A 13,245-nucleotide genomic window follows, 5' to 3' on the forward strand; every position below is an offset into this window, starting at 1 on the left:
ATATGCTGCAAAAACTTAGACAAACGTGGTTTTCCAACGTCCGTGCCGACGTGCTCGCGGGGCTGGTGGTCGCACTCGCGCTGATCCCGGAAGCCATCGCCTTTTCCATCATCGCCGGGGTAGATCCCAAAGTCGGTCTCTACGCCTCCTTCTGTATCTGTGCTGTCATCGCCTTTGTCGGCGGGCGCCCCGGAATGATCTCGGCGGCGACAGGCGCCATGGCACTGCTGATGGTTACGCTGGTAAAAGAGCATGGACTCCAGTACCTGCTGGCCGCGACGCTACTATGTGGCGTACTTCAAATCCTTGCCGGCTACCTGAAGCTCGGCTCGTTGATGCGCTTTGTTTCACGCTCGGTAGTCACCGGCTTCGTAAACGCATTAGCGATTCTGATTTTTATGGCGCAATTGCCTGAGCTGACCAATGTCACCTGGCATGTCTATGCCATGACCGCTGCGGGCCTGGGAATCATCTACCTGTTCCCGTATGTACCGAAAATCGGCAAGGTGATTCCCTCTCCATTGGTGTGCATTCTGACGCTGACTGCCATCGCCATTTACCTCGGTTTGGATATCCGCACCGTCGGTGACATGGGCCAACTGCCTGATACGCTCCCGATCTTCCTCTGGCCTGAAGTTCCGCTGAATTTTGAAACCCTGCGCATCATTTTCCCGTACTCGGCTGCGTTGGCAGTAGTGGGTCTACTCGAATCAATGATGACCGCGACCATCGTCGACGACCTTACCGACACCACCAGCAACAAAAACCGCGAGTGCAAAGGTCAGGGTGTGGCCAACATCGCTGCCGGCATGCTTGGCGGCATGGCAGGTTGCGCCATGATCGGCCAGTCGATCATCAACGTGAAATCTGGTGGCCGCACCCGTCTCTCGACATTGTGTGCCGGCGTTTTCCTGCTGCTGATGGTGGTATTTCTTGGCGAGTGGCTCTCCAAAATCCCTATGGCGGCACTCGTGGCTGTGATGATCATGGTGTCCATCGGCACCTTTAGCTGGGATTCCTTGCGTAATCTGAAAGAGCATCCGCTGTCGACCAACCTCGTCATGGTGGCGACCGTCGTGGTCGTCGTGGCCACTCACAATCTGGCTTACGGCGTACTGGTAGGTGTGCTGCTGGCCTCCCTGTTCTTCGCAAACAAGGTCGGGCACTACCTGGATATCAAGAGCACTCTTGAAGAGACGAAATCGCATCGGACTTACCGCGTCGTGGGCCAGGTGTTCTTTAGCTCTGCGGACAAGTTCACTGAGGTTTTTGACTTCAAGGAGGCGCTCAACAAGGTCACCATCGATCTCACACAGGCGCATTTCTGGGATATCACCGCCGTCGCAGCGCTGGATAAGGTCGTGATCAAGTTCCGACGCGAAGGCGCTGAGGTTGAAGTGCTCGGTCTCAATGAAGCCAGCGCGACAATCGTTGACCGCTTCGGCGTGCATGACAAACCCGGTGCCATCGACAAGCTCATGAGCCACTAAGGAGAACGACAATGACCCGCGTAATGGCATGCATTGATAACTCACAATCCTCATTGGCGGTCTGCGATTACGCAGCATGGGCCTCGCAACGACTCAGCGCTCCCCTGACCTTGCTTCATGTGCTGGATAAGGAGAAATATCCTGCATCCGCTGACCTCAGCGGCAATATCGGTCTCGGTAGCAGAGAACATCTGCTGGAAGAGTTGGCCATGCTGGATGCGCAGCGGGCAAAACTGGCGTTGGAGCATGGGCAGCACATGCTTGAAAAAGCTCGCGAGCGAACAGTTCACTCTGGCGCCATGTCACCTGATATGAAGCAGCGCCATGGCCATCTCGTCGAGAGCCTGAGCGATCTCCAAGACGATATTCGGTTACTGGTGATTGGAAGAGTCGGTGAGGACAGCACGCGCAGTGCCCAAAGTCTTGGCAGCCAGATTGAAGCGATAGTCCGAACTATCCACCGCCCCACCCTGATTACAACCAGCCATTTCAGGAAACCTGAAACGGTCATGGTGGCATTTGACGGCAGCGCAACAGGCCACAAGACCTTACAGATGCTTGCTTCAAGCCCGCTGTGCGAAGGCCTGCCAATTCATATCGTCATGGTTGGAACGGATTCTGAAGACAACCAGAACGCGCTGGAGAAGGCACGAACCACGCTTGCGTCTTCCGGCTCGCTGGTGCATTCCGAGATCCGCCCAGGCGAAGTAGAGTCCACACTGCATGCGTATCAGGCAGAGCACGGCATTGACCTCTTGGTCATGGGGGCGTACGGGCACTCACGCATCAGGCAGTTTCTGATAGGCAGCACGACCACGACGATGCTGCGTACATCCACTGTACCCTTATTGCTGCTTCGCTGAGCCAGTTCCACTGGCCACAGTATTTCCAGAACTGAGGAAATACCGTGGCCACCCTGGACGATGACTAACTGATCTTGCCGCTACGAGACCACATGCAACTCATAACTGAAATTGTTCACCCCGAGCTGAAATCCAAGCAGGGCAGAGTATTCCGTCGACATGCAGCTCGCGGCATCGTGATGCGGGGTGAACAGATCCTGTTGCTGTTCACCGAGCGCTATAACGATTTCAGCTTTCCTGGAGGCGGCCTTGATGGTGACGAGGACATTGTCGCAGGCCTGAAGCGTGAGCTTGAGGAAGAGACTGGTGCTCGTGAAATACAGGTGCTCCAGCACTACGGTTACATCGAGGAGTACCGGCCCTACCAAAAGCCACAGTACGATCTGATGCACATGACCTCGCATTTTTATCAATGCGAAGTAGCGCCCCAGCTAGAGCCGGTGAGAATGGAAAGCCACGAAATCGCTAATGGTATGCGGCCTGTCTGGATCAACCTGCATGAAGCCATCGCACACAATGAAGCCGTCATGCAGCGTCACGAGTCTTCGATGGGGCAGTCAATTCTGCGCGAAACCTACATGCTGAGAAAAGTCGCTTCCGAATTGTTGATGCCAATCAGCCTTTGAGCTGACTATTTGGCGAAGTCCACTTAGCCTGCCTCAGGCAAGCATCCAATGCTGCGGGAGTAATTGCGTGATTTCGCTCGCCCGCTGTGTCGGAAGCCGCATCAGTACATCCTTGAGATAGGCATACGGATCGTGCCCATTCATACGCGCCGACTGGATCAGGCTCATGATTGCCGCCGCCCTTTTTCCACTGCGCAGCGACCCGGCAAATAACCAGTTCGAGCGCCCAAGCGCCCACGGCCGGATCAAATTCTCGATCTGGTTATTGTCGATGGGCACAGCACCATCTTCCAGGTAGCGCGTCAGCGCTACCCAGCGTTTAAGGCTGTAATCCAGGGCCTTGGCCGTGGCCGAACCCTCGGGCACAAGTTCGCGTTGGGCCAACATCCACTCATGCAGTTTTTCAGCGATGGGCACCGCTGTTTCCTGACGTAATCGCCAGCGGGCTTCGTCGCTCATTTCCTTGGCGTGTCGCTCGACTTCATACAACCCGCCAATCGAGTGAAGCGCCTGCTCCGCCAACTGGCTTTTATTGGCTGCATGCAGGTCGAAGAATTTGCGGCGTGCATGGGCCATGCAGCCGATTTCGGTGATGCCCAGCTCGAAGCTGGCCTTGTAGCCGGCGAAGTCATCGCAGACCAGCTTACCGTTCCACGTGCCCAGGAAGTTACGCGCATGTTCGCCGGCACGGCTGGGGCTGAAGTCGTAGACCACGGCCTTTAGGGCCGAGAAAGGCGTGGTGCTATAGGCCCACACGTAAGCGCGGTGGGTTTTCTTTTCGCCTGGTGCGAGCATCTGAACCGGGGTCTCATCGGCGTGGATCACGCCCTGGGCCAACACATGCTCACGCAGCGCATCGACCAGAGGCTGGAGCTGCACACCGGTCTGTCCGATCCATTGCGCCAGTGTCGAACGGGCGATGGGCAGTCCGGCCCGACCAAAAATCTTCTCCTGCCGGTACAGCGGTAAATGGTCGGCGAACTTCGCCACCATCACGTGGGCCAAAAGGCCTGCGGTCGGGATGCCCTTGTCGATCACTTGGGCCGGTACAGGCGCCTGGATCAGTGTTTCACACTGACGGCACGTCCATTTTCCACGCACATGCCGCTCAACTGTGAACACGCCCGGAGTGTAATCGAGCTTCTCGCTGACGTCTTCGCCGATTCGCTGAAGCTGGCAGCCGCACACGCACTGAGTATTCTCTGGTTCGTGACGGATCACGGTTCGCGGAAACTGCGGCGGCAGTGGTGCACGCTTGGGCTTATGACGTGGCTCGGCCGGTGCGGCCGGCGGATTGGCTGCCTTCAGCTCGGCTTCGATAGCTGCGATATCGGTATCGAGCAGATCATCAAGCAGACTGCCTTGGTCGGGGCTCAGTTGCTCGCTGCGCTTGGCGAACTTGTGTCGCTTGAGGATGGCGATTTCATGAGCCAGTTGCTCGTTGACCGTTTCGAGGCGTTGGATTTTCTGGCTCATGGAGTCGACCTGGGACAGCAACTGCATAGCCTGTTCGGCCAAGCCGCGCAGCTGTTCCGGTGTCATCTGGTCGAGATTGGGCGAGGAAGTCATGCCGCTGATTGTGTCAGAGCAGGTCGTCAACAGCGATAAACCGATGGGCTAATGGCAGGGGCTAAAGCACTGTGATCGCGCTGCCTGCGCCGACCCGCTGCCACGGCAAACCCAGTACCAAGGCTTGAAGTTGCTCGTTATCGAGTTCGACTTCCGATCCGTGACGGATGCCGGGCCAATGAAACTTGCCTTGGTTCAATCGTCGCGCTGCCAGCCAAATGCCCACACCGTCATGCACCAAGACTTTCATTCGGTTGGCACGGCGATTAGCGAAGAGGTATGCGCAGTGCGGCTTCGCCACACCGAACACCGCGATCACCCTGGCCAGCGCGGTCTCGGTACCGGCGCGCATGTCCATAGGCTCGGTGGCAAGCCAGATGGCATCGATCCGAATCATTCCAACAGGTCTCGCAGAAAGGTGGCACAGGCGACAGCGCTTTCGGTCGGCCAGTTCACTTTGACGGTGCCACGCGGGTGCTGGATTTCAATGCAGATACTTGATGAAGCTGCCTGCGAATGTCCTCCGGCTAGCGGCAAGGGCACTGGAATGAAAGCAGGTTGCAGCGCCATAGTTTTGTTCGTGAGTACCCTAATCCATTTATGTACGAGGTTCGCGTTAAGGCTGTGCTTCTGCGCGACGCTGGCAATCGATGCGCCGGGCTGGGCGCACTCTTGGACAACTTGGGCCTTGAAGGATTTTGAATAGGAACGGCGTTGTGACTGCATGGAAAGACCCGCTTAAAAGGCTAGAAATGGTGTCCACTTAAATTAGGTGGACACCATCGCCTTTGGCGTCGGGGTCAGGAAGGTGAGTTGGCCGGACGGTTACGCACTATGTACCTATGGAGCGCTAAGGAGTCTGCATACTGCAATACGGGCTATCGGCCAGAGGCGGCGCCGTGGCTTCCTTGTGCTTGGCTTTGGCGCAAAGAGATACAAAGGAGGGGAAGCCATAGGTCATCAGCGGGTATCGCAGCGGCGGCATGCAGTCAGAAAGCCAACCTTCTGTGGCAGCAGTCCTCGGACACATCGACCTCTGAGGGCCACGCTGAGCGCTATGCGTAATATCGCTGCCTGCTCGGCATGGGAGTTCACCGCATCCGTGTCACACAGCTGCCCTCATCGCAGGTGTACTCGCTAAGCAGTACACCTTTGGGACAGGCCCGCTGCGCCTTGCTCGAAACAGCTATCTGCTGTAGCGAGAATGAACCGCCAGTTAGAGCTGCGCCGTAGTCATCAACGGTCTTGCAATCCCATGATCGAGACCTCATTACAGCATTCTCATCTATCGCGGCGCCTGGCTGCCCAACTTTGACTGAAAGAGTGACCCACATGGATCTGGATCAAATTCGACAGAACGCTCGGCACAATGCCGCAGCCGATATTTTTGCGGCCATGTCATCCGAGGAGAAGAGCCAAAAGCTACTTGCTCAAGTTCGCGGGCAGTCTGATGCGATGATAGATTTCAGTGCTCGTCATGAAGGAATTCCAGATGACCAGCTGGAGATCTATCGTGCCATGGTGAGAGGCCAGGACAATCCTTTCAAGGACGAACTGAGCCTCGTCGACAACCTGCTTAAAGCTGGGGATGTAATTCTGAGCACCGGAAACACCACCGGCGCGAAAATTATCACCAAAGGGCAAAAACTTGGCTATAAGCACGCAAGATCCAGTCACGTCGCGCTGGTTCATGCAGACTTCGTCTGCGTCGATGCTATGCCTAGCCTGGGTGTTTCCAATAGGCTGGTGTCAGATGTCTTGAGCGATGTGAAGCCTGATTGGCGGGTAATTCGGTGTAAGAAACTTGGCTCGGAACACCTCGACAGTATTTACCAGGCATGTGCGTTCTATCTGGCGCAGCCCTACAAAATCCTGCCCTCTAAAAAGCCAATGAAAGCCGCAGCCTACTGCTCTGAGTTGGCCCGGAAGGTGTTTCTGCATACAGGTGTTACGGGGATCGGCATCCCAAATGACAGCGTATTGAGTCCCGGAAAATTTGATGAGCTGGCTGACAATCATCTTCAGTGGGAAGACGTCACCGAGCAAGTCAGACCCGCGATCGAGTTCTGCTTGAAATACCACAAATTGATGAGCATCGCCTCCAGGCTCATGATTGAAGGGCTCAAGCTGAATCGCAAGCGCTTCGAAGACCGGAAAGCCCAGGTCAAAGAAATTCAGCTGGCAGCCAGCAAAGGCACCATCCCTAGGGAAAAAGCAAAGGAGTTGATTAAATCCATCCGGGAAATTGAGACCAACATGAACCACCAGTTCTGGGATCATTCGAAGTAACCCTGTAAGGGCTGCCTCCAGATGCTCCGAATCTAAAGCCCGGCCGGGTGCGGTACTGCCATCTACCGCGTCCAGCTGCTCTCAGTCCGGCCTGAACACCGCAGCATTGCGCTGCGCCATTTCCAGCAAGGCATCGACGATCATGCGCACCTTGGGCTGGATGTAGCGCAGTGAAAAGGGGACAGATTTATTTACTGGGCAGATGTCTGCTTTTGGCCGATTGCTGCCTTCCACAGCATGATCACCGGTCAGCAATCAACAAACCAGTTGTAGAAATGGTATCCCGCGCTAACCGATACAGCACATGTGCCCAGCGTCAATAGAGGCCACTGTCCTTCGACACCAAGCCACCACTGCACCTTGAACAGAAGAGCTCCTACCAACACGCAGGCCAGAACACCAAGAGCCAGGCCAACCAAAGCGAGCAGCCGAGCCCCTAACCCAGGATTTCCGCCGTGCCAGTTCTCACTCAGGCAAAAGGGGCAATGATTGGACGAAGGCGAATACCCCCAGAAACCACGGCTATATGACGCTCTCGGAACCATCGCTTTGCCACAGTTGTGACAGGTAACCATCGAGTGTCTCATACCGCACCTCAGCTCAAATCGTCCTAGATGAGCCCATGGTGCGCTACCGCGGAAAAAACCCAACTGCGTGACCTGACATCTACCCAGCACCCGGTCTGAGCTGGGCTCAAACCCTCCTGGCCACATAACCGAGGTTATGCTGTACCGACCGACTCTATTGAATGCTTCCCGGTGGTTGACAGGCCTCGCACGGTCGCGAAACGATAACTCAGGACGCCAGTTCAACTCCTCAAATAACCGCTCATCGGAAATACGTGCATGGGGGCACTTAAGGGGGCACTTACGCATAAACCTATAAATAAATACATTAAAAACAATAGCTTATGTGTACATTTTTAATCCCCCCGGCTCCACCAAACAAGCTACAAAAATCAGGCACTTAGCGTTTATCGCAAGTGCCTTTTTTGTGCCTGGAAGATTTGTTTTGGCTGTGCAATGCCAGCGTTGTAGCGGCTGTAGGTGCGCTGCGGTCAACCGCAATGGGTGCGGTCTGACTCACCCGTGCACCGTTTCGCCCGGTGCTTGGCACCGAGCGCCCCCCCCTTCAACAATCGGGGATGGGAAGATTCAGGTCCTTGCCGTACCGGCCGCCTGCCCCTTCACCGCGAAGACAGCATAAACGTGTCGTACTCCAAGTCTTGCAGCGCCGTGGTCAGTCTATGCAACCCCAGCAAGACGCAGATCAGCAGCGAGAGGGTGAAGCCGTAACCGAAGAAGCTTGGGCCCAGATACATGCTCAATAGCGTCAGCACCCCGTTCAACACCGCAAACAATACGCACAGCTCCAACACCACTGTTCGTTTGTCGAGGTAGAAGAACACGTTGAGCAGCGCCATAAATACCACCTGAATACTTACGCCGATCAGGTCGATGTAGAACAGGGGCAGGTAGTAGCTGGAGATGCCTAACCATTCAAGCAAGCGCGGGGCGAACAGGAACAGCAGCACCACCGTAAGCCCCTGCACTTTGCAGATTTCCAGTAGTCCCTGGCGAATCGATAAGGTCATCTCGGTTTTCAGCTGACCGATATGCTGCAAGGTTTCGCCGTCGCGAATAGCCCGAAATAAACGGTCGTACCATTCGGCAAAGTCGGTTTCGATTCGCACCAGAAACACCGCCATACCGGGGATGATCGCCAGGTAGGCGAGGAAGATCGGCAGGTCGTAAAGGATCGAGGCGCGCAATGGGCCAACGATGGCGTGGGAGGTGCCGGGGTTGAACCAGAACAGGAACTTGTCGATCCAGATGCCGCAGTTGTAGAAGAACCCGGTGGCCAGCAGACTTAGAAATACCTGGCGACGTTTGAGGAAGTCGAAGGCGATCAGTTTGTCCGCCTGGTATTCGCGCAAGATGTCGTAGAGAAACAAGAACAGCAGTGTGCTGTGCCCGATCAACAACGCCAGCAGCAGGCCAGGCATCTGCAGGAAGCTAAGCAGGTACGCGCTCGCCACCATCAGCGTATAGCCCACCAGCATCACCAGCAAAATGCGGTTATAGGCCTTCATCCCCGAGAGGAAGATGATCACCAGCCACAAGTTGCACAGCACCACGAAATTCGACAGTACCAGCACCCTGTAGATCAACGGCTGGTCGAAGAGCAAGCCCAGTACGATGATGCCCAGCACCCCGGCAAGAATCGTCACCAGCAGAAGAATGCCCAACAGGTTAGGCAGAATCTGGTCGTATTTTTGTTCAAACAGGCGATCGGACACAAACCGGGTGAAGAACAGCTGCAAGCCACCTGTAAGGATCAGCGAGGTGGCCATCAGGTACGTCACTGTGACCAAAAATTGCCCCACCAGGACGTTGGGCAACAGCAAGCCCAGGCTGATAACGCCCACCAACATAACGCTGATGATCGATAACACCCACGGCCCGGAGCTGATCAAGCCGGCATAGACGTAAGCGTGCAAGGTCGCCGTGTAGGAGTCGCGCGAAAGAATTTTGCGTAGTTCGAAGCCAATACCGGCCATTTAACTGTTCTCCATGGCAGCTTTATACAAGTCGCGATAACGCTGCAGCATCAAGGCTTCGGTGTAATAACGACTGACTCGCAGCAAGCCGCTGGCCTGCGCGGCCTTCCAGCGTGGAGGGCTGCGTAGCAGTTCAAGAATGGCGGCGGACGTGGCCTGTGGATCGGCAATGGCCACCACATTACCCGCCAGCCCAAGGTCGCGATCCTCGGCGCTGGCACCTTCGATCAATTCTCGGCATGAACCCACGTCACTGGAGACCACGGGCGTGCCGGCGGCCCAGGCTTCGAGGATCACCAGCGGCTGCGCCTCACTGATGGAGGTCAGCACCATCAACCCGAGCTGGGGCAGGATGTCCTGAATGCGCTGAAAGCCAAGGAAATGCACCTTGCCCTCCAACCCCAGACTGGCCATCAGGCTGCGGCATTCGCTGACATATTCCGGGGCTTCTTCTTCGGGCCCCACAATCCAGCCTTCCGCCTGCGGCATGGCGCTGATCACACCGCGCATCGCCCGCAGGAAGGTTTTGACGTCTTTGATCGGCACCACTCGACCAATCAGGCCCACCACCGGTGCGATACCTGGCGCTCGGGATTGCAGTGCCGCGGTCCATTGAGGCAGGTCGATGCCGTTGGGGATAACCTGCGTGCGGGCGGGGTCAGCGCCGTCTTTGATCTGCCGCTGACGGTTGCCGTCGTACAACGCGATGATGTGATCGGCGCTGTTGTACGTCAGCTGACCAATGCGTTCGAAAAAGCGCACCCACAGCGTGCGGATATAACCCGAGCCGGCGTCCAGGCTGCTGTTCAGCGCTTGCACGGAGCTCTCGGCGATCCAGCTGGCCTGGGCCAGGTCGATCTTGCGCTCCTTGGTGTAAATCCCGTGTTCGCTCAGCAGATAGGTGCAATTCCATCGCTGCTTGAGAATGCAGCCCAACAACCCGGCGTAACCGGTGGAGATCGAATGCAGCACCCGCGCCCGGGGCATGTTGCGCGATGCCTCGGCGAGCATCAGCAACGGTGATTGCATCGAGCGCAGGGTCCAGAAATAGTTGACGAAGGACGGATCGGCGCAATGTTGCCGATACCCTTCGCTCAAGACCTCCCAGCTGGCGCGGCTGCGCAGCACGTCGTCAAGGGTCAAGTGACCCTGCGCAATGCGGTCAAGCAGGCGCTCGCCCAATTGAGGGTCGGGCGCATCCGGGTGATGCAGGAAGCGATACAAGTCCTCAAGCTGCTGCTGATCGGCCTTGCGGGGTGTACCCGACATTTGGACCGGGTGAGTCGCGTCTTCGAGAAACACCTCTTCGATATGCAGGACATTCGACGGTACTTCGTAGCGACGTTCTGAATACGCCGAACGTTGCCCGCCGATGAACATGACCGAAAAGGTTAACTCCGGCAGGCCGAGAATCATCTGATGAATCCAGCTCGATACCCCACCGCGCACATAAGGCCACGTGCCTTCGAGCAGCAGACAAATGTCAGCCGTCGCTGCCTTTTCCTTGTGGTTCATGTCCAGCTCCTCACCAGCTCAGCAAAACGAGGACGCTGACGGGTTTTTTCAGGAAGTTTGGCAAGCAATTGGGGAATTTCATGGTAACGACCGGCCTCGAACGCCAGCTCCGCATGAAATGGCAGCACCTGAGCAGCGCCCATGCCGTTGTCCTGAGCTTGATGCAAAAGCACTTCGGCGCGTACGACATCACCTTGTTGCAATGCAATGCGCCCGGCCAGTAAATACAGTTCACCGCCCTCGCCCGCGTGTAACCCTTTTTCGGCATGTTCACTGGCCTGATCAAGCACGTGCTCCAGCACGCTGCCTTGCGCGAGGCCAAGGTACGCCAGCTCCCAATACCAGCGCGCCAGCGTGGCATGCAGCGCACCAGCGCTCTTGGCCGTTACGCCTGTTAACTCCCCAAGTGCATGTTGAATGCGCAAGTTGATCTCGCTTTCCTGCTTGTCGAGCATTGAGTACGCCAGCAGCCGCACGTCATCGCTCGGATCACCCAGCGCCAGCTTAAGGATCGGCACCGCATCCTTGCCAGGCATGCGCCGAGTCGCCTGCAAGGCAGCCAACCGCTGATCCGGGTCTGGCGCGTGGCGCAACACATCTTGCAAACCGCCATCGGCAAAAATGGGCGAGTGGTGCTGCAACTGCGCGCGAAACGGCAGGCCCGGGATACCGACCGCTTGCCAGGCTTGCTTATGACGTTTACGCGGCAGGTACAGCGCGGGGAAGATCGCTGCAATCACCCCGAGAGCGCCGATGACCGGCACAAAGAAGGCCAGGCTGAAAATAAACAGCGGGCTCCAGGGCAACGGTAAGCGGTAGCGTTCCGGCAATAACAGCCACACCGCAGCGCACAGCAATACGCACGCCAGTCCATGGCTGAAGATGAACACCAGCAATTGTTGTAACTCAGGCACCGCAAGCCACAAACTCGCCCAACTGCCCGCCTCTAATAACAAGGCCCCGCTAAACAGCCACTTGCTGATCATTCAGGCCACACTCGTTGAAGAGGAAGTTACGCAGCCCGTTGCGATCACAGCCGGGCTCCAGATTAAAAGGCAAGACCCGCACGCCCAGACTTTGCATGTCACTCTCATTCCCGAAGTGCTCATGCAACAACCCACTGAGGCGGGCCAGATAACCTTCGGTGCCTTGCGGGCTGGTCAACGGCAACAACACCAATATCAGGTGGTTATCACGGTTGTTACGCACCGGCAAATGCAAGTCCAGCCCCCGCTGGCTGCGCTGAAACAGACGCGGCAGTTCATCGTTGTGACGGGTCAACTCAAATGCAAACAGCCCGGCAGGCAGTGTGTGTTGTTCAACATCCACCAGCGATCGCTTGAGTTGCAAGGTGAATTGCTGGGCATCGGCGTCAGGCAGTTGCAGCACCTGCGGATCACGGCGCATCAAGTCAGCTATGTGTCCGGCCAGCAGCGCCAACAGGCTCAGCGTACGGTCCTGAAAGGCGAAAAAAGGCATCTGCCTGACCGCCAGAATAGCCAGCAGACGCCCCTCGGCGTCGATCAACGGAATGCAGGCCTGCAATGATGAGAACTGCGAATAATGACCCGAGTCGATCAATTCCTGACGCACGCTGACCAGTTCGCCGCGTTCAAGGCACAATTTGACCAGCCCGTCTTCGGTACCCAGCGGCCCCATCACGCCGATCATTGCCAAGGGTTCAGGCAAGACATGCTCTTCACGCTCGTCAACTCGGTACAGCCCGGCCATGCGCAAGGCGCCGTACTGCCCAAGGATTGCCACGATCGGCTCTGCCAGCGCGCTCAGTGCATCGTCTTCGTTCGGCAACACGCGCAGGTTTTCGCGCAAGCCCAGTAAGGAACTGCGCAGACTCTGGTCGCTACCGGCCACGCGTTGTTCCAGCAAATCGTGGGAAACCCGCAGGATTTGGTGTGCGCGGGTGAACTCGTCCAGACGGTACTGACGATATTCGTTGGCCATTTGCAGCCGCTCCAGGCGGCGCATCCACAAGTCGCGAACCTCGCCCACCAGCATGCCGCAGACCAGGACGCCGACGATAAACGACGGTTCAAGCTCTGCGTAACTGTCATGTCCCCGGTAGCGCAGGACTAAAAGGGCCAACACCAGTAAGGCGGCGCTGGCCAGGCCGCGCACAAAGCCGTAACGCACACCTACCAACAGCGGCGCCAGAATCGGCCAAGGGAAACCCGCGTGCATCTGCAACGGATCCTCAGGTGTCAGCCACAACCCGAGACCGATGGCCAAACCGGTCACCAATATCGTTTCCAGCCATGACACCGGGCCGCTGGCGCGTGGCGCCAGGCTGTAATCCATGTGTGGAGATTTCATTG

General features: G+C 56.8%; 12 protein-coding genes. 4 read left to right on the forward strand and 8 right to left on the reverse strand.

Features of this window, described 5'->3' with window-relative positions:
- The first annotated feature begins 2 nt into the window (after nucleotides 1–2).
- The 3 genes from ACI7MX_RS16155 to ACI7MX_RS16165 all read left to right on the forward strand — a co-directional run bounded on the left by ACI7MX_RS16155 (nucleotide 3) and on the right by ACI7MX_RS16165 (nucleotide 2,979).
- Nucleotides 3–1,490, forward strand: a complete 1,488-nt coding sequence (locus ACI7MX_RS16155; RefSeq protein WP_009684101.1) for a SulP family inorganic anion transporter — start codon at nucleotides 3–5, stop codon at nucleotides 1,488–1,490.
- Between the two features lie 11 nt (nucleotides 1,491–1,501).
- Nucleotides 1,502–2,353, forward strand: coding sequence for a universal stress protein (locus tag ACI7MX_RS16160; RefSeq protein ID WP_012316922.1), 852 nt, complete (start codon nucleotides 1,502–1,504; stop codon nucleotides 2,351–2,353).
- A gap of 92 nt (nucleotides 2,354–2,445) precedes the next feature.
- The gene (locus ACI7MX_RS16165; protein WP_009684099.1) at nucleotides 2,446–2,979 is read left to right on the forward strand and encodes an NUDIX hydrolase; all 534 of its coding nucleotides are present in this window, start codon (nucleotides 2,446–2,448) and stop codon (nucleotides 2,977–2,979) included.
- A 33-nt stretch (nucleotides 2,980–3,012) separates the two neighbouring features.
- Here ACI7MX_RS16165 and tnpC read toward each other — a convergent pair whose 3' ends face one another.
- The 3 genes from tnpC to tnpA form a co-directional block, all read right to left on the reverse strand.
- Entirely contained in the window at nucleotides 3,013–4,548 is a 1,536-nt protein-coding gene (gene tnpC / locus ACI7MX_RS16170; RefSeq protein ID WP_009684098.1) for an IS66 family transposase, read from the reverse strand.
- Nucleotides 4,549–4,609: 61 nt separating this feature from the next.
- Nucleotides 4,610–4,945 carry an IS66 family insertion sequence element accessory protein TnpB gene (gene tnpB / locus ACI7MX_RS16175; RefSeq protein ID WP_009684097.1) on the reverse strand — a complete coding sequence of 112 codons (336 nt, stop codon included), beginning with the start codon at nucleotides 4,943–4,945 and terminating at the stop codon, nucleotides 4,610–4,612.
- Nucleotides 4,942–5,274: an IS66-like element accessory protein TnpA gene (gene tnpA, locus ACI7MX_RS16180; RefSeq protein WP_009684096.1), complete on the reverse strand. Its 333-nt coding sequence runs from the start codon at nucleotides 5,272–5,274 to the stop codon at nucleotides 4,942–4,944. The genes tnpB and tnpA overlap by 4 nt, the downstream gene beginning before the upstream one ends.
- A gap of 606 nt (nucleotides 5,275–5,880) precedes the next feature.
- Here tnpA and ACI7MX_RS16185 point away from each other — a divergent pair.
- A complete protein-coding gene (locus ACI7MX_RS16185) occupies nucleotides 5,881–6,837 on the forward strand; it encodes a hypothetical protein (RefSeq protein ID WP_049239417.1) in 957 nt (318 codons plus the stop codon).
- A gap of 81 nt (nucleotides 6,838–6,918) precedes the next feature.
- Here the strand turns inward: ACI7MX_RS16185 and ACI7MX_RS16190 are convergent, their stop codons facing one another.
- The 5 genes from ACI7MX_RS16190 to ACI7MX_RS16210 form a co-directional block, all read right to left on the reverse strand.
- On the reverse strand, nucleotides 6,919–7,092 hold the full coding sequence (locus ACI7MX_RS16190) for a hypothetical protein (protein ID WP_153570273.1): 174 nt from the start codon (nucleotides 7,090–7,092) through the stop codon (nucleotides 6,919–6,921).
- 931 nt (nucleotides 7,093–8,023) lie between these two features.
- A complete protein-coding gene (gene pelG, locus ACI7MX_RS16195; protein ID WP_314485734.1) occupies nucleotides 8,024–9,397 on the reverse strand; it encodes an exopolysaccharide Pel transporter PelG in 1,374 nt (457 codons plus the stop codon).
- Nucleotides 9,398–10,912, reverse strand: a complete 1,515-nt coding sequence (gene pelF / locus ACI7MX_RS16200; RefSeq protein ID WP_405590193.1) for a GT4 family glycosyltransferase PelF — start codon at nucleotides 10,910–10,912, stop codon at nucleotides 9,398–9,400.
- Nucleotides 10,909–11,898 carry a HEAT repeat domain-containing protein gene (locus ACI7MX_RS16205; protein ID WP_405590196.1) on the reverse strand — a complete coding sequence of 330 codons (990 nt, stop codon included), beginning with the start codon at nucleotides 11,896–11,898 and terminating at the stop codon, nucleotides 10,909–10,911. Before ACI7MX_RS16205 ends, pelF begins: the two co-directional genes overlap by 4 nt.
- Nucleotides 11,876–13,243: a PelD GGDEF domain-containing protein gene (locus tag ACI7MX_RS16210; RefSeq protein WP_405590199.1), complete on the reverse strand. Its 1,368-nt coding sequence runs from the start codon at nucleotides 13,241–13,243 to the stop codon at nucleotides 11,876–11,878. Before ACI7MX_RS16210 ends, ACI7MX_RS16205 begins: the two co-directional genes overlap by 23 nt.
- Nucleotides 13,244–13,245: the final 2 nt, after the last annotated feature.

The organism is Pseudomonas sp. 2024-210, assembly GCF_045062345.1.
Taxonomy (GTDB): Bacteria; Pseudomonadota; Gammaproteobacteria; order Pseudomonadales; family Pseudomonadaceae; genus Aquipseudomonas.